At 37.2% G+C, this 22,052-nt stretch carries 24 protein-coding genes; 19 read left to right on the top strand and 5 right to left on the bottom strand.

The features are described 5' to 3' along the window. Positions 1 to 43: 43 nt before the first annotated feature. The 5 genes from B096_RS0105435 to B096_RS0105415 all read left to right on the top strand — a co-directional run bounded on the left by B096_RS0105435 (position 44) and on the right by B096_RS0105415 (position 5,439). Positions 44 to 1,771 (top strand): ABC transporter ATP-binding protein, encoded by a 1,728-nt coding sequence (locus B096_RS0105435; protein ID WP_018579746.1) that lies wholly within the window; start codon positions 44 to 46, stop codon positions 1,769 to 1,771. Next, positions 1,749 to 3,500, top strand: a complete 1,752-nt coding sequence (locus B096_RS0105430) for an ABC transporter ATP-binding protein (protein WP_018579745.1) — start codon at positions 1,749 to 1,751, stop codon at positions 3,498 to 3,500. The genes B096_RS0105435 and B096_RS0105430 overlap by 23 nt, the downstream gene beginning before the upstream one ends. 9 nt (positions 3,501 to 3,509) lie before the next feature. Beyond that, positions 3,510 to 4,499: an ArsR/SmtB family transcription factor gene (locus B096_RS0105425; protein ID WP_018579744.1), complete on the top strand. Its 990-nt coding sequence runs from the start codon at positions 3,510 to 3,512 to the stop codon at positions 4,497 to 4,499. Positions 4,500 to 4,636: 137 nt separating this feature from the next. Then, entirely contained in the window at positions 4,637 to 5,080 is a 444-nt protein-coding gene (locus tag B096_RS0105420; RefSeq protein ID WP_018579743.1) for a hypothetical protein, read from the top strand. Positions 5,081 to 5,091: 11 nt separating this feature from the next. Then, positions 5,092 to 5,439, top strand: a complete 348-nt coding sequence (locus B096_RS0105415; RefSeq protein WP_156813115.1) for a hypothetical protein — start codon at positions 5,092 to 5,094, stop codon at positions 5,437 to 5,439. Between the two features lie 118 nt (positions 5,440 to 5,557). Here the strand turns inward: B096_RS0105415 and B096_RS0105410 are convergent, their stop codons facing one another. Then, positions 5,558 to 6,343 carry an ABC transporter permease gene (locus B096_RS0105410; protein WP_018579741.1) on the bottom strand — a complete coding sequence of 262 codons (786 nt, stop codon included), beginning with the start codon at positions 6,341 to 6,343 and terminating at the stop codon, positions 5,558 to 5,560. Beyond that, positions 6,340 to 7,248, bottom strand: coding sequence for an ATP-binding cassette domain-containing protein (locus tag B096_RS0105405; protein ID WP_018579740.1), 909 nt, complete (start codon positions 7,246 to 7,248; stop codon positions 6,340 to 6,342). The genes B096_RS0105410 and B096_RS0105405 overlap by 4 nt, the downstream gene beginning before the upstream one ends. Before the next feature lie 118 nt (positions 7,249 to 7,366). Here B096_RS0105405 and B096_RS0105400 point away from each other — a divergent pair, with 118 nt between their 5' ends. From B096_RS0105400 to B096_RS0105385, 3 genes are all read left to right on the top strand, one after another. Continuing rightward, positions 7,367 to 8,035, top strand: a complete 669-nt coding sequence (locus B096_RS0105400) for a response regulator transcription factor (protein ID WP_018579739.1) — start codon at positions 7,367 to 7,369, stop codon at positions 8,033 to 8,035. Next, complete coding sequence (locus tag B096_RS0105395) at positions 8,032 to 8,913, top strand: sensor histidine kinase (protein WP_039736918.1); 882 nt, start codon at positions 8,032 to 8,034, stop codon at positions 8,911 to 8,913. The genes B096_RS0105400 and B096_RS0105395 overlap by 4 nt, the downstream gene beginning before the upstream one ends. Before the next feature lie 581 nt (positions 8,914 to 9,494). Further along, complete coding sequence (locus B096_RS0105385; protein WP_018579736.1) at positions 9,495 to 10,376, top strand: class II fructose-bisphosphate aldolase; 882 nt, start codon at positions 9,495 to 9,497, stop codon at positions 10,374 to 10,376. A 10-nt stretch (positions 10,377 to 10,386) separates the two neighbouring features. On the opposite strand, the gene B096_RS09610 is transcribed toward B096_RS0105385, so the two are convergent. Then, a complete protein-coding gene (locus B096_RS09610; protein ID WP_018579735.1) occupies positions 10,387 to 11,034 on the bottom strand; it encodes an HAD family hydrolase in 648 nt (215 codons plus the stop codon). Positions 11,035 to 11,144: 110 nt separating this feature from the next. Here B096_RS09610 and B096_RS0105375 point away from each other — a divergent pair, with 110 nt between their 5' ends. The 9 genes from B096_RS0105375 to dagF are packed head-to-tail and all read left to right on the top strand — an operon-like array spanning position 11,145 to position 18,385. After that, a complete protein-coding gene (locus B096_RS0105375) occupies positions 11,145 to 13,025 on the top strand; it encodes a BglG family transcription antiterminator (protein ID WP_018579734.1) in 1,881 nt (626 codons plus the stop codon). Continuing rightward, on the top strand, positions 13,018 to 14,154 hold the full coding sequence (locus B096_RS0105370) for an amidohydrolase/deacetylase family metallohydrolase (protein ID WP_018579733.1): 1,137 nt from the start codon (positions 13,018 to 13,020) through the stop codon (positions 14,152 to 14,154). Before B096_RS0105375 ends, B096_RS0105370 begins: the two co-directional genes overlap by 8 nt. Then, on the top strand, positions 14,141 to 14,473 hold the full coding sequence (locus tag B096_RS0105365; RefSeq protein WP_018579732.1) for a PRD domain-containing protein: 333 nt from the start codon (positions 14,141 to 14,143) through the stop codon (positions 14,471 to 14,473). The genes B096_RS0105370 and B096_RS0105365 overlap by 14 nt, the downstream gene beginning before the upstream one ends. Next, a complete protein-coding gene (locus B096_RS0105360; RefSeq protein WP_018579731.1) occupies positions 14,470 to 14,841 on the top strand; it encodes an SFCGS family glycine-rich protein in 372 nt (123 codons plus the stop codon). Before B096_RS0105365 ends, B096_RS0105360 begins: the two co-directional genes overlap by 4 nt. Next, a complete protein-coding gene (locus tag B096_RS0105355; RefSeq protein ID WP_018579730.1) occupies positions 14,834 to 15,130 on the top strand; it encodes a DUF4312 family protein in 297 nt (98 codons plus the stop codon). The genes B096_RS0105360 and B096_RS0105355 overlap by 8 nt, the downstream gene beginning before the upstream one ends. Further along, a complete protein-coding gene (locus B096_RS0105350; RefSeq protein WP_018579729.1) occupies positions 15,131 to 15,850 on the top strand; it encodes a DUF4311 domain-containing protein in 720 nt (239 codons plus the stop codon). Between the two features lie 11 nt (positions 15,851 to 15,861). Then, entirely contained in the window at positions 15,862 to 16,533 is a 672-nt protein-coding gene (locus B096_RS0105345) for a DUF4310 family protein (RefSeq protein WP_018579728.1), read from the top strand. 3 nt (positions 16,534 to 16,536) lie between these two features. Beyond that, positions 16,537 to 17,640, top strand: a complete 1,104-nt coding sequence (locus tag B096_RS0105340; protein ID WP_018579727.1) for a DgaE family pyridoxal phosphate-dependent ammonia lyase — start codon at positions 16,537 to 16,539, stop codon at positions 17,638 to 17,640. A gap of 1 nt (position 17,641) precedes the next feature. After that, positions 17,642 to 18,385, top strand: a complete 744-nt coding sequence (dagF, locus tag B096_RS0105335; RefSeq protein ID WP_018579726.1) for a 2-dehydro-3-deoxy-phosphogluconate aldolase — start codon at positions 17,642 to 17,644, stop codon at positions 18,383 to 18,385. A gap of 475 nt (positions 18,386 to 18,860) precedes the next feature. Here the strand turns inward: dagF and B096_RS0105330 are convergent, their stop codons facing one another. Then, positions 18,861 to 19,472, bottom strand: coding sequence for a Type 1 glutamine amidotransferase-like domain-containing protein (locus tag B096_RS0105330; RefSeq protein WP_018579725.1), 612 nt, complete (start codon positions 19,470 to 19,472; stop codon positions 18,861 to 18,863). A gap of 97 nt (positions 19,473 to 19,569) precedes the next feature. On the opposite strand from B096_RS0105330, the gene B096_RS0105325 reads away from it, so the two are divergent. After that, positions 19,570 to 20,343, top strand: coding sequence for a hypothetical protein (locus B096_RS0105325; protein ID WP_018579724.1), 774 nt, complete (start codon positions 19,570 to 19,572; stop codon positions 20,341 to 20,343). A 134-nt stretch (positions 20,344 to 20,477) separates the two neighbouring features. Continuing rightward, positions 20,478 to 21,491 carry a UDP-glucose 4-epimerase GalE gene (gene galE, locus B096_RS0105320; RefSeq protein WP_018579723.1) on the top strand — a complete coding sequence of 338 codons (1,014 nt, stop codon included), beginning with the start codon at positions 20,478 to 20,480 and terminating at the stop codon, positions 21,489 to 21,491. A gap of 32 nt (positions 21,492 to 21,523) precedes the next feature. On the opposite strand, the gene B096_RS0105315 is transcribed toward galE, so the two are convergent. Beyond that, complete coding sequence (locus tag B096_RS0105315) at positions 21,524 to 21,970, bottom strand: hypothetical protein (protein WP_018579722.1); 447 nt, start codon at positions 21,968 to 21,970, stop codon at positions 21,524 to 21,526. Positions 21,971 to 22,052 lie beyond the last annotated feature (82 nt).

The raw sequence follows: 22,052 nt of genomic DNA, 5'->3' as shown, positions 1-22,052 counted from the left end.
ATATGTTAGACAGAATTAAAGGTCTAGCAAGGGAGGGTACGAAATGATTCAAAAATTAAAACGAACGTGGTCTGAGAGTGGAAGTGTGAAAAGTTTTGTTTTTTTGCTCTTTGTATTTGTGTGTACGGGAATACTGCAACTTATAACTTCACGTGCTTTTGGTGAAGTGACCGAATCGGTAGTCCAACGAAATCTCATACAAACAAAATCAACACTGTTGCTTTTTGTGGTGGGGACCTTGATAACCCTTGTCGTTATTTACGGTGCTAATGTGTATCAAACACGCCTCATTGAACGGATGCGCCAACAGTTTAAGACCAAGACGGTCACAAACCTGCTAGAGAGTTCTTACGATTTTAGCTCGAAGCAAGAACAAGGTGATTTAATTGGTCGTCTTGGCAGTGATGTTTCGAGTATGGTGAGTGCCACCAACATGAGCATCACCCTCCTTAAAGCGTGTATTCTATTAGTGATTCTGTCTTTGGGCATCTTAGCCATCGATTGGCGATTAATGTTGCTTTTTGTAATCCTTTTGCCCATTGCCTTGGGCGTACAGTTTTATGCTTCCAAACAATCAAGCGTTTTAATTCTTCCATGGAAAAAGGCAATGGGTAAAACCAATGCACTCACACAAGACATCATGAACAATCGCACAACAATTCGTACATTTGGTCTATATCAAACAGCAGAATCATGGGTCGAAGATGCATTGGAAACATCTGCCCAAAAAGGTATTCATGGGATTCGATCGCTTTATTTCATTCAGGCACCTTTTTCCATATTAGTAATGCTTCCCCTTTTTCTAATTGGAATTGGTGGTACCTACCTCATTGCGCAAGGACAAATGCAAGTATCGCAAATGGTCAGTGTCTTTATCTTAGTGCAACTGGCTTCCAATGAGTTTAATGTTATCGCAAACATGCTTCAAAACATACCACAGTTATTGGTTTCAACAGAACGCATTTTCCCAATCTGGGATGCACCGCGTGAAGCGTTTGGGCATGAAGTGGGAGACGTGGCTGATGCGCCTTTGATTGCTTTTAAAAATCTAAACTTTCGTTATGCTGAAAGTAAAACAAACGTACTTAATAATTTCAATTTAGAAATTAAGGAAGGCGAGCATCTAGGTATTGTAGGAACCAGCGGATCGGGTAAATCAACCCTAGCAAATCTTTTACTGGGGCTTTATACACCGACAACTGGTACGGTATCATTTAAAGGCACATCCATTCAGCAGTGGGATAAGGAAGTTTTAAGAAATCAACTTGCGGTGGTATCGCAAAATAGTGATCTCATGAATCAAAGTATTCGAGAGAATATACTTTATGGGAATGCGCATGCCCCAGATGCGGAGATTATGGAATGTCTTGAAAAAGTTCAACTCTCCGCATTGGTACAAACACAAGGATTGGATTATGTTGTCGGTGAAAAAGGTAATCGTTTATCCGGTGGGCAAAGACAACGGCTCGCAATTGCACGTGCACTTATTAAAAAAAGTCCGGTTCTACTATTTGACGAAGCAACTTCAGCATTAGATGCGGAAACGGAGCAAGTTATCCAAAGTATTATGGATCAATCAACTCAAACGCAAATTATAATCGCTCACCGTTTATCAACCTTAAGAAACTGCAATCGTATTGTGGTTCTTGACCAAGGTTCTATCGCGGAATCAGGAACTCATGATGAATTGATTCAAAAGCAAGGTATTTATGCGCATTTGATTGCGAAACAAAAAGGAGAAGCAGACGATGAAACAGAAACAATCGATTAAAGAGGTCCTCAGTGTCATTGTACGCATTTCAAAAATTGGCTCATGGGCATTTCTTGTCTCTATTATAGGTGCAAGCCTAGCGAGTCTTGCGAATTTTGGATTAAGTTTTCTTTTAGGGAAAATAACCCAAGTTTCAATTGAACAAGCAACCCTTGGTGTGTTTGAACTCAAGACGTTATTAATCATCACAGGTGCTTTTATCTGTATGTTTCCGCTTTTAATTGCTGGTCAAACTGGAAATCTTGTTGGGGGGCTTCGCGCTGAAAAACGTTTGAAAAAAATCATGATTCATCACATCTTACGCCAAAGAGAAGTTGAAATTCGTGATAGCCATACCGGCGATATGATGACCCTTTTAACCAGTGATGCGGATACAGTGAATAATTATTATTTTCAAGGTTTTAATTATATGTTTATTCATCCAACCGTGGCCGGACTTGCTGCCCTGATTACAACCTTTGTGGTGGATTATCGGTTTGGCCTTATTGCGGTAGCAATTGGTGTCGTGAGTGTTTGGGTTTCAACGCGATATTCCGATGCAATCCAAATGCACTATGTGAATGCCCGTGATCACCAAAATGAAGCAACCAATCATGTCTCCGATATCTTATCGAATGAAACGATGATTCGATTGTTTAACGTTCAAGATAAGGTCGTGTCTGAGTATGATGGATACAATCAATCCTATGCTGATGAAGTAATTGAAGCAGAACAACGCAAGCATCGGGTTACGATGTTGAATGATGGATTTAGCGCTGTGGGGAAAATTTTATTTCTTTGCCTTGGTATTTATCTGTCAATGAATACAGAATTCAAGTTTGCACAGGTGATGTTGCTTTTACCACTTCAAGAATCAATCAGTTATATGTTTGGTAATTTCGGTGTGGCATGGAACTTTTTGCTTGAAGTTGCTACCTCAGCTAATCGTATTACCGCGATGCTTGATACTGAACTTGAAGATCAACGCGAGGGATTGCCTGCTTTACAAACACAAAACGGTGATACAAAAATTGCGTTTAACGATGTCACCTTTGGTTATCAAAAGGAGCAAAATATTTTGAAAACAGTTAGTTTTACCCTTCCACGTTTTACTACGACTGCGTTTGTTGGTGAATCAGGGAGTGGTAAATCAACACTTTTCCAATTATTGCTTGGCTTTTATCAGACCGAACAGGGAAGTATCTCAATTGATGGTCAAAATATTGACCATTATAATTTGATGAGTTTACGGAAACAAATTGCTTATGTACAACAGGAAGCACCTCTTTTCAATCGAAGCATTAAAGAAAACATTGGCTTGGGTGCTTCGAAGTCCGTTACCGATGAAGATATCATCGCTGCAGCAAAAAAAGCAGCCATCCATGATTATATTATGACGCTTCCAGACGGTTATGATACCCATGTTGGCGAACAAGGAAGTCAAATATCCGGGGGACAACGACAACGGATTGCGATTGCCCGTGCCTTAATCAGTGATGCTCCCATCTTGATCTTGGATGAACCCACTTCGGCACTCGATAGTGAGTCGGAAGCCTTAATTCAACGAGCACTTGAGAACATTCGAAATGAGAAAACGGTATTGATTGCAGCGCATCGGTTGAGTACAATTCGAGATGCTGATAAAATTATTGTATTAGACCATGGTATGATTGCTGAAACAGGAACCCATGAATCACTAGTGAATAGTCAAAATGTCTATGCACGTTTTGTACAAGCGCAACAACAATAAGGAGTAAATATGAAACTTGAAAAAACACTGAATTATAATTTTGAAGCTTATGTAATGTTTCGACGATACATTACAGGAGAAGCACGTTATGCCGAGGATGCGCATTCAATTCATGATCGGATTGATGCCGTTTATGCACAATGTGAGCCATCTTTACTTAAAGCAAAAGGAATGTACCCCAATGCGACCGAAATCGTAACGCTATTGGGAAGTAAAAATTCATTGTTTTATTTTATTCCGTATAATAATTATATTAATACGGACCTCACCGATTTAGCGCAAGCAAAGCAACAACTAGTTACAACGTTGGAGGAGGTCATCTTAGAACATTTCAGTGAAGACATCGATCCTGCGACAAGTACTCAAAACATCTTTGCGTTAGTGAATCAAGTTTCGTTGTCCTATGAAGAAAAATGGGCTTTGGTATCGATGGTTGAATCATTCGATGTTATTGCATTAGAGTTTCAAGCCCTCACTCGTGATCTTGGGGCGGAGCTTAAACCACTACTCGAAGTATTTGAACCGGAAATTGATGCGATTTATCATGAATGGAAACTTCGAATTGAAGAAAACACTTATGTTGACTACATTAAAGATACCTTTGGAATTGTTTGGAATCACTATGATGTGGTCGTACGACCGACCGTTATGGGGAATAATTCGTGGGTTGATGTGTCGTATCTTGGTATATCTATGACGGAAGATTTCTTGAAGCGTTTTCGATTAAGCGAAAAGAATGCCTGCAAGATGTTGAAGGATTTAGGAGACCCAAGCAAATTCGCAATTTTAAAAGCCCTAGTGGATGGACAAAAATACGGTAAGGAATTGGCCAATATTTTGGGATTAACCCCCGCAACGATTTCGTATCACATTCAAGAACTTTTAAATGATGGACTGATTCAATATAATCCCAGTGATAATAAGCGTGTTTATTATGACATTGCGAAAGATAAAATCCGTGAATTAGTGGATTTTGTCCATCAAGAATTAAATTTATAAAAGAGAAGACCTAGGTCTTCTCTTTTATTTTGCAGGTATTGATAGAACGTACACGGAAATAATTGTAAATGATGTATTATAGTGGATACTAGATGTAAATAGACCTGTGATGATTTCTCATGAAGGAGCCTAGTGCTATGAAATCGAAATTTATACTTACATTTTCTTTGGGTTATCTCGGTTTGCAGATCTTCTTACCAAGCAACACAGTTTATGGTTATGATGTTGATTGGATGAGTATGGATGAAACAGATCATGCTGCTGTACAACAAGCCACTGAAGTATATGATTATTTCGGTGATGAACATCGCGGTGATACGGGTATCGAACCGAAGATGGGGACACTTACTGGATCGTTTATTAAAATCTATTCTTTGGATCACGAATCGCTCATTAACAAAACGCCCATTAACTTAGATGATGCATCGATTTACTGTGAAGTGGTTACTACAAGGGGCATATCGCAGTCTTTGGAGTATAAAATGATGTGGTTTCCCTCGACTCATTGTAAACATCACCGCCTGGGAAATTATCAGTTGATTTGGATGCGATTGTTAGCACCGCTCTCGAAAACAATCTGAACTGTAATAACATGATTAATATTACAACTCCCTTAACCAGACAAGTGGCCTTTGCGTACTTTCCGAAAGATGATAAAATAATGCCCTTTTACGACGATTACAGTCCACGAATTGATGGATTGGAAAACCAAGTACTTTATACAATCGAAGACATAAAAAGTCCATTCTTAAATTATGAAGAACAAATAAAAAGAGATGCCACTGCAATGCTTTTTGAACCTTATTACCTTATGGATTTAATTCCAAGTAATTCGAAGTTTTATTTTCAGCCGCAGGTAAGAACAGGTGTCGAGTACGGCGTTTTTTATGTTATTTTTATCGTGGTTTTCTTGGAACGGAGTCACCAAAGTCAGAGATAGCCATGGATCTAGGCAATGTAAATAGTGTGATTTTGAACAAAATAACTGAGACATCCTTAGAATTGTCAAAAAAAAAACCATTTTATTCACGCAATGGTTTTTTTTAATGCAATCATTTTTAAAGATCAGAATGCTTAAATACTTCTAGAGATATGATGGAGAGGACACCGATTAGTGTTACAGCACCTATTAAATAAGGGATTGTATCCACTGTGGTTAATACACCAACAACACTCGTTGCACTGCTTAAATCTAAGTATTTGATAAAGGTATCCCCTAGATTAAACATTAAAATCAAAAATTGAATAATAATGGGTACAAAGATAATGGATAACGCCATAACAATTGTATTTTGAGTCAAGCATGCGAAGACAACGCCAATCAATAAGGTGGCATAGACAAAGAAGAATTTCATAATAAATATTTTGAGTAAGTGACCACAAAATTGCATTTCAAATATATTTCCCCAACCGTTCAAAAGACCTGCGAGGATGGTCGATATCGAGATGAACAATACTGAAAAAATGAAAGAAGCGATTAAAATAGTCAATGCTTTGGCGATAAAATATTGAGTACGGGAGATTCCGGTTGTAATCACGTTTTTATAACTTTTGTTTTTAAAGTCAGCCCCAATTACAACAATAGGGATTACAATTAAAAAATACATAAGGATGGTAATTTGTGATAGCATTGCCGTCGCAGTCACATCTGCTGTCCAAACAATTTCTTTAAATCCATCTAATGAACTCATTGTTTGTTCGTTGGAAACGCCTACCGTTCCTAGTGATTCTGTAGAAATCGATATTCCGATAAAAAGCAAAATTACAACGCTCATAATTACTATTGATTTTGACTTTCGTAAACGAAAAAGATCGGCTTTAATGGATTGGATAATATAAATCATTGTGTAACCTCCTGAATTAAGTTTTTAAAGTATTCTTCAAGGTTATCGCTTTCACGATATAAAGCGAGAATATTAAGATTGTGCTCGTAAGCAAGTTTATTAATATACGCAGGATCAATGTTTCCATAGATGCGAATCACATTTTTTTCAAATAGTTTGAAGTTGTAACGAGCTTCATCAAGAAGGACTGCTAGGGCCGACACATGATCAGTGGTAACCACCAGACAATCTTGACATGCTATGTCTAATTCGTCTTTAGTAAGTTGTTCAATCATCGTTCCATTGTGAATGAAGCCAAAGCGATTGGAAACTTGGTAAAGTTCGGTAAGGATGTGACTGGATATGAGGATGGTGGTATTATAATCTGTATTGATGCGATGAAGTAAGTCTCTAAATTCCATAATTGCGATGGGATCCAATCCATTGATGGGTTCATCAAGAATTAAGAAATCTGGATTCGCAATGAGTGCTATGGCGAGACCCAGTCGTTGTGTCATTCCCAAGGAAAAATGTTTCACTTTCTTTTTACCGACCTCCGCAAGTCCTACAAATTCCAACGTCTCTTGAATCACAGTGGCATCTTTAATCCCGCGAAGGGTGCAATAGTATTTTAAGTTATCGAAAGCCGAAAGGTTTTCGTAGCAAGTAGGGGACTCGATAATACTTGCCGAGCGGGATAAGGCATTATTATAATCACCGTTTAAGGATTCGCCGAATAAAAATACAGTGCCTTCGCTTTGACGGATTAATGTTGTGATGACTTTCATGAGGGTTGTCTTACCCGCTCCATTTCGTCCAACAAGTCCATAAATGTCCCCTTTATTAATTTCCAAATTTATATCGTTCAGAGCGTGTTGTGAACCATACGTTTTGCCAAGATGTTCAATTTTAAGTACGTGTTCCATAATGTTTCTCCTTTATTTGATACGTCTATGATATCAAAGCATGCTTATCCAAATCTTATTCAATTCTTAAAAATTCATTAAATCAATCGTGGTATACTTAAAACAATGGGGTGGTACAATGAAAAAAATACTAATTATTGAAGATGAACAAGAACTTAATCAATTGCTTCAAACCGTTTTAAAAGACGATTATGAATTGACTGCTGCGTATTCAGGCACTGAAGCACTGCTGCATCATTTTGAATCGTTTGATCTAATTCTTTTAGATTACATGCTCCCAGGTATGTGTGGTGATCAAGTTCTCCAAACGATTCGGGAAACCAGTAATGTTCCGATTATGATGATTACATCCGTATCGAACTCTGAAATGATTGTGTCGTTGTTATCGATGGGTGCAAACGACTACATCACAAAACCATTCGATATTAATGTCTTAAAAGCACGCATCGCTGTACAATTGCGAACGGAACACATTCGCAGTAAAAATCAGTTTATCAATCTAGCATATGATATGTCCTCGTTAAATTATAAAATTCACGGGCATGAATTGATTCTTACTAAAAAAGAGATTGATCTTCTCAATTTGTTACTAGAACATCCAAAACAAACATTTACCAAAGAAGCAATATACGAGGTAATTTGGGGTGATGACTATATGTTTGATGATAATTCAATTAACGTTCTTATTAGTGGTTTGCGTAAAAAGATTCGCCTCCTTGATCCCGACCACGAATATATCCAAACCATTTGGGGTGTTGGTGTTCGGTTAGCGCGGGTCGAATTATGATGTTCCTACTTATCTTAATGACTTTGGTCATTATCATCCTCATGGGTTACATTATTTGGCTCAATGTGAATATTAAACACATTAACGATACCTTAGCCTTTATTCATGAAGAGGAAAGTATGCGCGAGTTAACCCTCGGCACCAATAACAAACAATTGACGGCTTTAATAAATCACTGTAATGAGCTTGTACAAGATAAGAAGACACTTATGATGCAATTAAATACCAATGAAATTTCATTACAAAAATCGATTAGTAATATTATTCATGATACCCGTACACCACTTGCAATCGCATCAGGATATATCCAGGTAGTTGAAGGAGAAACTGACAATCTAGAACATCAACACCTTCTCCAAAATGCACATTTTAAAATTAATGATGTATCACGGCGCTTAGAAATGCTCTATGCAATCAGTTATAATGCGGAAAAGCCGTTATCAAACCGCGAACGCAAAGATATATCAAACCTTTTGAAACAAAACATCTTACACTATTACGATGCGTTTGAAGCAAAACAAATCAAAGTGGAACTCGATATTCATCCGAAGCTCGAGACGGAAGTGGATGTTAATGAATTTAATAATCTAACAAACAATATTATTGAGAATATGTTGAAGTACGGAAATCATAAGGCATCTATTACGGCGCGAGAATATGATGATGAGATCATTCTTACGTTTGAAAATATGATGAATCACGAAAAATTAGATACTAACCGTATTTTTGACCGCTTTCAAACTTTTGATCATGAGGGTACCGGCTTGGGTCTCTATCTCGTACAACAGATTGCAAAACGTCATGGTTGGAATGTAGATGTCCGAGCAGAACGAGGCGTTTTCACACTTAACCTTCTCATAAAAACACTCCCAAAATAGAGGGAGTTTTTTTATATTATATAAAATATCGGTATAACACGGCAGCAAGTATTGCGATGCCGAGCATTATTTGATAGAGATACTTTTTGGAGTGTTCCCTACGATACTTTAAGAAATTATTAACAATGAGGAAAAAAGCATAAATTAGACCAAAAGATATAAAAATGCTCATATTGCGTTCCTCAATGAATAACGGGAGAATAAATATATAGATTGTTGCAAAGAATAACAGAACTTTTTCAGTGATGTCAAAAAAATTACGATTTGATTCATGCATAGTTTATATCATAAAGATTTTTCAAATCTTCTTACCTCCTTTTCATCATCTTATCATGTTTTTATATGTATATATAAAACATGTATAGATTGTCTAAATCCAAGCATATTCTGATTTAAACGTATGCTTATGATGGGTCTGTTTAGATCATTTCGCACAGAAATAATCCTTAATAAATTGAAAACAAATATTATATCTTTTATGACGATAGGGAGATAAAAATGGAGCGATATGTAATTGTTAAGATAGAAAGGCGAAGCACTCGCGATATTGAAAGCCTTTATTTCTTGATGGAGGAAACACGATGAGAAAACCAATGCACGAATTATTGAATGATGCGAAAGCAAGAAAATATGGAATTGCTGCACCGAATTGTTTTAACTTTGAATCGATTCAAGCTTGTTTTGAAGCAGCACATGAGTTGCAAGCACCGATTATCTTAGATGTTGGAGCAATTCATGATATTGAAGCAATGAGCGCAATTGTCGATTTTTTTGAAAAGCGCTATCCTGATGTTATTTTTGCTTTAAACCTTGATCATGGGAGTCGTTATGAGGATTGTGTGTTATCCATTAAAAATGGATTCACATCGGTGATGATGGATCGATCAACGGAATCATTTGAAAAAAATGTTAAAGATGTTCAAGAGGTGGTACGCGTAGCGCATGCTGCTGGAATCAGTGTTGAAGCGGAACTAGGGCATGTCGGTGTCGGACAGGAGTATGCAATCACTCGTGATGAAGGGCTTACGGATGTAGCACAAGCCATTGAATATGTCAGCACAACGAATATTGATTGCCTTGCGGTTGCTGTAGGGACTTCGCACGGGACTTATGCCGGGGAGCCGTATTTAGACTTCAACCGACTCGAAGAACTTGTCAAAGCGATTGATATTCCTTTAGTACTGCATGGAGGATCCAGTACAGGTGATGAAAACTTGTATCGAGCTGTGAAAATTGGAGTACAGAAGATTAATCTATTCACCGATTTGGGGACTGCTTGGTTGGATTCTTTGCGTCAAGTATTAACTTCAGAAACAGATCCAGATTATATTCAAAACGATGTGATATTTAAGAACCAAAAACGTTCGGTGTACTCACTTTTAGATGTTACATGTCGACACGGATATAAGAAAAAACTGATGCATTATATGAAGCTGTTTGAATCTACACAAAAAGCGCTGTAAAAACAGCGCTTTATTTATCTAACAGAAGCGTTAACTCGGAAAGTGAATGAATTGTCATTGCATCCACAGAGGATTCAAACTGATAAGGATTAATCCAAACAGGCGTTAACCCTGCATTGCGGCTTCCATAAATATCGGCTTCAATGTTATCACCAACATACATCACTTCTTCGGGTCTTTTATCGAGGATATCCAGGGCTTCTTTAAAAATACGACGGTCTGGTTTATGAATATTACGATCGCCAGATACTAAAACAACCTCAAAGAGATCTTGCAATCCATGAAGTGCTTGGTCCATCTTCCGTCGTTGTCCGATGCTGTTGCCATTTGTGATAATGCCTAAGGTATGGCGCTGGGCGAGTTCCCGTAAAGTTCTCTCGGTATCTTCAAAAAGTGTAACATGACGAAATTGATGGTTAACAATAAAGCTGTGGAACGCTTGTTTGTTTTCAAAATGTGTGGAGTATTTTTGCGTGTAGTGTTCAAATACATAGGCTTTATCATGATACCCATAGTGATCCCAAAGCATTAAATCATCAAGGATGGTGGCATCAAAAACACCATGGTCAAACTGAATAAGTTCTTTGAATGTTTCCCGAATTGAGTGCTGGCGATCAATTAAGGTGTTATCAAGATCAAAAAGGATTGTAGTTATCATAGTATCACCATTTCTATTCTTGCAGTGAAAAAAATCACAGTGCAAGACGTATGCATTTATTGTTGCATATCAGTTGTTATTATTATATATGAAAGGAAGTAAAAGTTTAAATGATTACTCAAAGACAAATTGAAATATACGATTTAATTCTATCCAGTAATCAATTCGTAACGATGGAAGAGTTGTTAGAGATTACGAAAATGTCGGAACGAACGATCCGTTATGACATTTCAAACCTCCGAACAATTCTAAGCGAGTTTGATATAGAACTACGCTTTGCACCTACGAATGGATTTTACATTCCAATTAATCAACGCGTTCTCGCTGAGGCTAAGTTTTTGGAACTGAAAGGTGAATTATCAGGTATTAAACCCGTACAGATTGAGACACAGATCTATGAAGAACTGTTGTTGCTCTTTAGTACGAGTCGGTACTTAAGTGTTGAGGAAATAACAAGCACGCTCTTTATTTCCGAGCGGAGTGTTGCAGATTACCTTTCGGGCTTTGAAGCTTATTACCGAAATACATTTAAGATTAAGAACAAACGCTGTAAAGGGTACTACCTCGAAGGGTCCGAATTTGACTTAAGATGTTTGGTAGCGGCCATTATCGTACCTTTTATTAAAAATAGAAATACCCCGGAAGACTGGTATCACCACTTACCTGTTCCAATCCGTGCTTGTATTAGTATCAATCGATTAACGATTATTTCCAAAAACTATAAACGCTTTAATGCGAAATACCAAGTGTGGCTAAATTCCGAGAAATTCTTTAACATATTATGTTATTTAATCGTTCGACATTATCGTCTTGCTCGTTTTCTAACATTAGAAACAACACCGCGGCGATACAACGGTCATAAAGGTGAAAGTCTTTTAGAATATGCGAGCGGGATCCTTCAAAGTCAAGAAGATACGGATTGTGATTTTGAAATGGATAGTATGTTGGAATTGCTTCGAGTCAGTGATGTCTTTATCAACGATCAAGTCATCGATGAACCCAAAATTAATATGATGCTAGGTGAAATGATGATGTATCTTGAAGAACAAGCATCATACTTCAACCTTGAACACCTTCATGAGGATTTAATTCTTCATTTTCAAACATTAATTAATTGCAAAGCGATTCATTCCAATGAAGAAGAAAAGATGATTTTGGATGAGATTAAAAATAAATATAAACAATACTTTGAGTTAGCCCAAACGTTGAGCATGATTTTTGAAAAACACTTTCAACGGACTTTATCTGAAACTGAAGTAAGTTATATCGCAATTTATTTGTATAAAAACAGAATTGAAACTCATGGGCAAAAGAAAGTCATCGTCGTATGTTCAACTGGACGCGGACTATCGACTTTATTGGTAACACGCATTAAGCACGTTTTCCCTCAACTTGAAGTCGTGGCGCAAATGTCATTTTACCAATTAGAGAGTCTGAGGTTACTGGAGGATATTGACTTTGTCATTTCCACCATCCCGATTGAACAATCCATTTATCCAGTATTACAAATTTCAAATATTCTCTCTTCCAATGATATCGCCAAGATTCATCATTTCATAAATGATGATATGAGTGCCAAAGTCTTAAAGCGCTACTCAATGACGAATTATTTTGATGATATCAAAGATAAATTACCACGAGAGAAAAGCGAGTTAATTCAAATGTATTCGCAGATTATCAGTGAAGTAACACTGTCATTGATTGAATTGACTACAGAAATTTCAGATCACTACCCGATGAGTTACGATTCAATCTTAGGTCTTACAATACACTTAGTAATGGCGATTCCACGTTGGTTTGAAACGAAAGAAATTGAAGATGAATTTGCGGTGAATTCGATGTATGAATACATCGAATTATCCCATCCAGACCTCGTTAAGACGTTAAACGCATTCTTTTCGACCATCGAAGATTCCCTGTATATTTCCATTTCAAATGAAGAACGATTGGCATTCTATCAATACATATTAAGGAGAAAAAATGATGAATAAACTATTAGTTAAGAATGGTTTACTGATATCTCAAGCTGATGGATATCATGGTGATAAAAAAGATATTTTAATTGAAAATGGACTAATCACTGCCATTGAGGATTCCATTGAGCACGAAGACATTGAATCGATTGATGCTCAAGGCTGTATTATTTCACCGGGATTGATTGATATCCATACGCACTGTTTTACAGGCACAGCGGTAAATGGAATTGATGCGGATATCATCGGTGTTTCCAGGGGAACCACAACAATCCTTGATGCCGGTAGTGCAGGTCCCGAGAACTTTGAAATTTTTAATGAAGAAATTATTAAAAAGCACAAAACTAAAGTATATTCGCTGCTGAACATCTCGAAAAAAGGGCTCGTAGAATTAAGAGAGTTGGACGATTTAGAAAAAATTGATGAGGATATGGTGCGAGAAATGGTTCGTAAATACCCAACGGAAATTGTGGGACTTAAAGCACGTGCCAGTTCTAGCGTTTGCGGATCCCTTGAAATCATTCCAATTAAAATCGCAACAGATCTTGCTCATGAATTGGATAAACCAATCATGATTCATACTGGAAACTTTCCCCCATATTTGCAAGATGTCTTAAATTTAATGAAGAAAAAGGACGTATTGACCCATGCCTTCCATGGAAAAAAAGGTGGAATCTTAAATGAAAGTAAGGAAATCATCGAAGAAGCGGTAAAGGCAAGACAACGTGGGGTACTCTTTGATGTTGGTCACGGTTCCGCAAGTTTTAGTTTTAAAACCTTCAAGCGGGCGAAGTCACTCGGATTTTATCCCGATTTTGTCTCAACAGATTTGCACTGCGAAAACTATGAAGGACCAGTTTATAGTCAACATGCTGTGATTACAAAGTTAATCAATATTGGTGAGACCTTGGAAGACTGTCTCGAAAATGCAACTTCAAAACCTGCAGATCATTTTGGTTTAGATCGTTTAGGACATTTAAAGGTTGGATATTTCGGTGACTTAAGTATTAGTAAACTGGAAGAGGTTGATGAAGCAGTAGTTGATTCAATGGGTGATACGCTCGACTTAACCCAAAATTTTGTATCCGTAAAAACGGTAATTAGCCGTGTAGAAGGTAGTGAAATAATTGATAATGAAAAACTTTGATAAACAAGCATATTTAGAAGAAATTAGGCATTATTTAGATTCTAAAAATATCCAGTATACGGATGCCGTAGCTGAAGAAACATTTTTTGCTCACATGGGTAGTCTTATTGATCGTTTAATGAACGATGAAGTCATTGTGATGGAAGCAGATCAATACAGCGCAGTACTGGATGAGTTAGAGGAGGTAAGTCTTAATATCTCTAAAGAAATTGGCGAACCTTTGTTTAAGATATTTAAACAAGAAATATCAACCATGGAATTAATTTTAATCGCAACACATATTCAAACAAATATAAACAGTAAAGGAGACAGAATATGAGTGAAAAACAAATTGTAGTTGTAATCGGACACCGTATGGGTGGTGGTCAAGCTGTAGCACGAGGAATCGAAAAGGCAGGTGGTAAAGCAATTGTAATTCCAGGCATGGCAGCAGATATGAAACTTGGTGATGTAATGCATGAAAATAATGCAGACATCGGAATTAGTTTCTGTGGATCAGGTGGTGCTGGAGCAATCACAGCCCAAACGAAATACGGATATAAAGCAACATCGCACTTGCGTTCTGTGCAAGCTGCAGTCACAGCAATTGAACAAGGTCATAAAGTAATTGGATTAGGATTTATGGATGTTGAGGAACTTGGGGAAAAGGTTGTTCTCGCCTATCAAAAACTGCATAGCAATGAGTAAAGGAACACAACTGCTTCGAGAAACTATACTTGAACTGGTTGTTACCGGAGATGGTAAGACGATGAATGATGCCTCTGCTTCAATTTTTAAACAAATCCATAAACAAATATACAAAGAATTAGATTATCCAATTATTCAAATGGAAACACAAGAGGTATATTTCGATGATGTTCAAAAGGAAACAAAAAATAAATTATTGTTGCCTAAAAAAGATGATGTTAAATATATCGTAAAAGCTCGTGTTGTACTGAAGGTAAAATATTTAGAAATACAAAAGGAGAAAGAATAGATGAATATAGAAATTATTATTTACTCAATTATTATTGGTGCTATCGGTGGTGGATGTATCGCTGCTGGTGCTGCACGTATGTTTCATGCTCCAGAAATTCAAAGTATGGGAGCATTTAGAACACTTGGTGAGCTTAATGCATGTAGTGAAGATCCAATCTCACACTTCTCATTCGGACTTGGATTCTTCTTTAATGCAGCTGCTTCAGCATTAGCTAGTGGTGCATTGACCGGAGATGTATTCCACCGTATTGTCCCTAACTGGTCTGCGGCTGCATTAATGGCTCGTGGCGGTGATGAAAAAGATACACTTCATAACCCAGGTAAAATGTTCTTAGCTGGATCAGCAATCGGCGCTGTTGTAGTTACATTCTTAAATACAGCGGCATCTTTAATTCCTGAAAAATTATCAGTTATTGCAAGTGAAATTCTATCACCTGCCACATCATGGTTACTAAATCCAGTTATGCCTGCAATTTTCTGGTTAGCAGCTATGGACGCTGGGAAAACTACTGGATTATGGGGAACAGTACTTGGTGGTGTTTCAACAGTCGTTTCAGGAAATGCTGTGCCAGGAATCGTATTAGGGATCTTAATTGGTAAGTCAGCGGAAAATAATGGATACAAGAACAATGTTGTTCGTGTATTGATTGCTATTGTAGTTGTAATGTTTGTTGCGATTGCATACTTCCGTGGATTCTTTGCGAAACTTGGATTCTAGGAGGAGATTATATGACAAAAACAACAATTGAAGTTAAAAATAATAAAACATTCGTAGACAAATTAAATGATTTCTTGATGAAGGATTCTGCATTTATACTCTTAATTATGGGTGCAGCCGCTGCTATTTTCGCAGGTACCTTTATGTATATTAAACTTGGAACTGGAGCATTCAATGATCTAGCGATTGTACAGATGCTTCGTGATGGACTTGACGGTGGTGATTATACTGCTGCGGCTGGATTTGCAGCTGGATTCTTAATTGCTCGTATTCTTGAAGGACCTCTTGTTGGGGTTTTAGATATCGGTGGATCATTAATGACAGGAGTTGGTATTGGTTTACCAGCATTATTCCTTTCCATGAATTTCGATTTGCCATTCAATAACTTTGGATTTGCATTAATCACTGGTGCGGTTTTAGGGCTTGTAATTGGTGCAATCATTATGGCGGTTCGTAAAACAATGCCAGAAGGTGTTGCAGTAGGTGGTACCGAAGTTATGATGGGAGCTGGAAATGCTGCCGGACGTTACTTAGGACCTATGATTGTTATTGCAGCTGGACAATTCAATGTATGGACAGGTATTGGAGCAATCGTTGGTTCAGTACTATTCTATAAATGGGATAAAGAAATCACTGGTGGAGCAATTCTTGGTGCTATGATTTTCGGGGCTATTTTCCTTTAGGATATGAAAAAAAATATTTATGAGAAGATTGGTCTTAAACGTGTTATAAACGCGAGTGGTCGTATGACGGCACTTGGTGTTTCAGCACTCAGTGATGAAGTAGGAAAGGCTGCCGTCGAAGGCGGTCAATCCTATGTGGTGATTGATGATTTATTTATCAGATCGGGCGAAATTATTTCACAATACACCGGTGCGGAAGCAAGTTTAGTAACTTCTTCTGCTTCGGCAGGTATTGCGATTAGTGTTGCTGCTCTTATCGCAAAAGATAATATCAAACACATTCGTTCACTTCCAAATTCTTCAGGATTAAAAAATGAAATTATTATCCCTAAGGGTCACATCGTAGGCTTTGGAGCACCGATTGCCACGATGGTACGTTTAGGTGGTGGGGTTCCGATTGAAGCGGGCCTTGTTAATGCTGTAACGGTAGCAGACATGGAAGCAGAGATTAATGAAAATACTGCCGGGATGTTGTACGTTAAGAGCCATCACACGGTTCAAAAAGGTATGATTGCCCTTGATGCCATGATTAAACTCGCTCATAAGCATCATCTTCCTATTATTGTAGATGCGGCTGCAGAAGAAGATTTGCGCCGTTATATTGCAATGGGAGCTGACCTTGTAATTTATTCAGGCGCAAAAGCTTTTGAAGCAACAACTTCAGGATTTATTACAGGTCGTAAAGATTTGATTCACAATGCTCACCTTCAATATCAAGGAATTGGTCGTCCCATGAAAATTGGTAAAGAAGGTATTATGGGACTACTTAAAGCGCTTGAGATATATAACACACGTGATGAAGCAGCCATAGTAACAAAAAACCATCAAGATGTTGCTTATTTAGTACAAAATCTAAATCAAATAAAAGGTCTTGAGGTTCAAGAAGTACAAGATGAAGCTGGACGTGAGATCTATCGTGCACAAGTTAAAATTACCAGCGGTGATGCCTTTGTGGTTGACCAACATCTTAAGGAAGGAAATCCTTCAATACATTGTCGTGGTCATCGTATTAACGAGGGTTATATTACCTTGGATACCCGTCCGCTTGTATCCAATGATTTAGAAGTCATTGTACAACGTTTTAAAGAAATTATGAAAGAGGTATAAGATGATTCCATATTTAAATGATCGAATTTGTATCAATGTTCTGGCGCATGATTTAGAAAATGCAAAAGAAATTTATGAAGCAGCAGAAGGCCATGTAGTTGTTGGGGTTCTCTCCATTAATTATCCAACGGTTGAAGAAGGCGTAACGGATATGAATCGTTATGCTGCAGCGCTTGATAACAATCTTTCTATTGGCTTGGGTGCTGGAAACCCAAATCAATGGAAAGCCGTAGGTGACATCAGTGAGCATGTTAAAGCAAACCATATTAATCAAGTCTTTACGGCCGTGGCATATACACGTGCTAAAGTCGGCGATAATCATGATTCGCATATCAATGCGTTGGTATCACCAACCGGAAAACCGGGCTATCTAGCAATTTCAACCGGTCCAACAAGCAGTCATTGTGATGAGCCGGCTATCGTCTCCATCGATACTGCAATTGCGATGGTTAAAGATATGGGTGGCAATGCACTGAAATTTTTCCCAATGAAAGGCTTGCAAGTTAAAGATGAACTTAAAGCCGTAGCAAAAGCATGTGCTCAAAACAATCTTTGCTTAGAACCAACAGGTGGTATTGATCTTGAAAATTATGAAGAAATCATGACCATTATTTTGGATGCAGGTGTTCAACATGTTATTCCCCATATCTATTCATCAATTATCGATGCGGATACTGGAAAAACTAAGGTTGAAGATGTTAAGACAATCATGGCTATCAATCGAAAATTGCTTAAAAATTTTTAAATAGCTCATTTCGATGTATAAATATATATATATATATTTCTAGATACGGTGTTCTTGACCTTATTGTTTTAAAGGATGTCTTATGAAAACGAAAAAAACAACATCAGAGTGTTGTTTTTTTTGTAAATGTGGTGGTAATAATAGATTTGCCTAGGGAGAATATGTTTTTTTAGAGTAGTCTTGTTATACATTTATCGATGTGGTGAGCACAGAATCATTAGCACAGCAAGCGGAAAACGAAACATCCGATAACGAAAACACATTGTTTAAGATTGATTATTCATAGCAGAAACTTTCGCTCACAGTATGGATTAACGGGTTTAAAACAAACTTTCATGGGGTAAAAACCAAGTCATTTGATACAAATAACCTAAAGTTTATAACATCTCCCAAAGTGTTAACCGTTTTCACCGTATATTTATGGTGTAATACATTGAAGAAAAAACCAATCGGTTAAAGCAATCGCATTAAAACCCTACTCGTTTTTCGAGATAAAAAGAACCTCATTGAGAAAAGTGGTGGTATTTGCGGTAATGCGGATTCCACTATCATCGGGAAGTGCATAACACGGTGCAAAAGGCGTTACCTTTTGAAGCTGTTCATCGGTATAGTGGGGAATGATATTGCTTGAAACAAGATTTAAGCCTTTATGTGTAGATGAATGATGTTCATGGACTAAGATGATTGTATCACCCAACACCATGGCACCAGCACTTGTGCCCATAATGACTTTATCACCCGATTTCAAAGCATCAACGAATTCATAGTCATGGATAAAGTGATATTCCGAAAGGACATCACCACCCATAAGATGTACCATATCAGCATCATTTAAAAGTGCTAATGCAACATCTTTTGAAATTCGATGATCAAGAACATGAACGGACTCGAGGGTGGGACAGATTGTTTGAAACCAATGTTTATGACGTGTGAAATAGTCATCAGTTGTCGCATAATCATCCGGATTGGATGCAATGACAACCATTTTTTTCATGTTAAAACAATCGTGCTTGAGATACTTTGCGGTCAAAGAATCAAATCCAACGCTTTCGTTGGATGGACCGCTAAACTGGTAGAATATTGACATATACGTCTCCTTTTCTATAAGTGAATGCATTCGTAATGCTCTTAACGTATTATAACCTATATTATGAGGTCAACAAAATGGACAAGAGGAGAAAAAGATGAAGAAAATTCTTGTAGTGATGCTTACATTCGTTTTATTAGTAACCGGATGTTCAAAATCAAATAAACCAAATGAGGAACAAAAAGCTGCATTTACAGCAGCAGCAGAACGTATGGCCAATGCAAAGTCAGCCGATATTGATTTCAATGTTCATATGGAACCAGAAAAACTTGAAGAAGGTGATGAACCCGTTGATGTTACCCTGAAAATGGCCTTCAAAACCGGAAAAACAGTTAATGATATGGATGCGGTTATTAGTATGAAAATGGATGAAGATCCTGATAATTCATTTAGCATCTATAAATCAGGTGCAGATCTTTATATGGAAATCATGGATAACAAAATTAAGACAAACCTCGGTGCAATTTCAGAGTTTGACGAATTATTAGAACTTCCTACTGAATTTGAAAAAGTAGCAAGTGAAGATTTTGATTTTGATAAATCAACAGTTAGTGTTGAAAATGGAAAAACAATCTTTACTTATGATTTAAAAGAAATCATTGCATCGGACGAATTTAAAGAAAAAATCGAGCAAGAAGAAAGTCTTGATCAAGTCGAAATTACGGGTGGTCAAGTCCTCATCACTTTAGGTGAAGAAATTGAAGATTTTGTCTTTAAATTTGATATGCAAGCAAAAGAAGCAGATGAAGAAACAAAGAAGAAAGAAAAACTTAAAATGGATGTAGCCATCAAGGTTAATGGTATTGATGATAACGTTAAAATCGACTTCCCAAGCTTTGATGATTATATTGATATCTCAACTATGTATTAATAAAGATTACTAAAATTAACTAATGATATAAAAGCAAGATACCGATAGTTCTTGCTTTTATATTGCATTGCAATAATCTTTTAAACTGATAAAATAAACGTAGTAGAAGGCAAAAATTAGCCTTGGGAGGTAGTATGAAAGTTTTAGTTACAGGCGGTGCAGGTTATATTGGTAGCCACACTTGCGTTGAGTTATTAAACCAAGACTTTGAAGTTGTGGTTGTTGATAACTTAAGCAATTCAAGCATCGAAGCCTTAAAACGCGTCGAAGCCATTACCGGAAAAACCGTTACATTCTATGAATCAAATGTTTTAGATAAACCAAGTTTAAATGCAATTTTTGAAAAAGAAAAGGTTGATGCTGTCATTCACTTTGCTGCATTAAAAGCAGTTGGTGAAAGTGTTTCAAAACCCCTAGAATATTATCAAAATAATATCACGGGAACTTTAACGTTATGTGAAGTAATGCGTGATAATAATGTTAAAAATTTAATCTTCAGTTCATCCGCTACCGTTTATGGTGCACCGAAGACCGTTCCAATTAATGAATCATTCCCACTTTCCACCACAAATCCATATGGCAGTACAAAACTTATGGCCGAAGACATTCTTAGAGATTTAAATGTTGCGGATAAAGCGTGGAACGTTGTGATTCTTCGTTACTTTAATCCAATCGGTGCGCATGAATCAGGTACGATTGGAGAAGATCCAAAAGGGATTCCAAATAATTTAGTACCTTATATTACTCAAGTTGCGGTAGGTAAACTGGATCACTTATCAGTATTTGGTGATGACTACGATACTGTTGATGGTAGCGGTGTTCGCGATTATATTCACGTTGTGGATATTGCACTCGGACATGTCGCAGCGCTTAAGAAAATGACAGAAGCACCAGAGTACCGTGTCTACAATCTTGGTACAGGTCAAGGTTATTCTGTTCTTGAGATGGTTAAAGCATTCAGTGATGTTGTAGGACATGAAATTCCTTATGAAATTAAGGAACGTCGTCCAGGTGATATTGCGGAATGTTATGCTGACCCTAAAAAGGCTCGTGAAGAGTTAGGTTGGGAAGCTAAACGTGATTTACATAAGATGTGTGAAGATTCGTGGCGTTGGCAGAAAACCAATCCAAACGGTTATCATAAATAAAGTGAAAGGAGTTCCATTATGTGGAACTCCTTTTAACGTGCTGATCTTAAATCAAGTCGTGACTCTATGTATTGAGGATTGACTTCATGACCATCGACCATAAATTTGAAAGATGTGACTTGATCATTGACACTCATCGCCATAAATCCATCTAAATGTGGTTCATCATAGTGGTAGACCAAATTTTTTGTAGTCGCGGTAAAGACGACTTGAGGATCGTTATCAATCATTTGATTTGAAACACTCATCTGTTCAAATACGACTGATTTCGAATAGATGTAGAAATATGCATTATCATCAGTATCACGAATAAAGTAATACCCTTCGCTTACATCTTTGATTTCACTTTTAATCGTGGAAAGGCAAAGTTCTGTATGGTGAACGGTTTTTATACCCGCATACATGTCTTCGACTGGTTTGCTTGCATTACAGCCAACAAGTGACAAAAGCAAGATGAAACAGAGCAAGAAATGCTTCATAGTGATTCCCCCTTATTAACTTCATTGTATCATTAAAATATTACAGTTACTTTAAGCATATTGCCTTCATTGTGTAATTATT

The organism is Erysipelothrix tonsillarum DSM 14972 (genome assembly GCF_000373785.1).
GTDB classification, from domain to species: Bacteria; Bacillota_I; Bacilli_A; order Erysipelotrichales; family Erysipelotrichaceae; genus Erysipelothrix; species Erysipelothrix tonsillarum.
The sequence above is the reverse complement of the archived record's forward strand: the minus strand, read 5'-3'. Positions and strand labels throughout refer to the sequence as shown.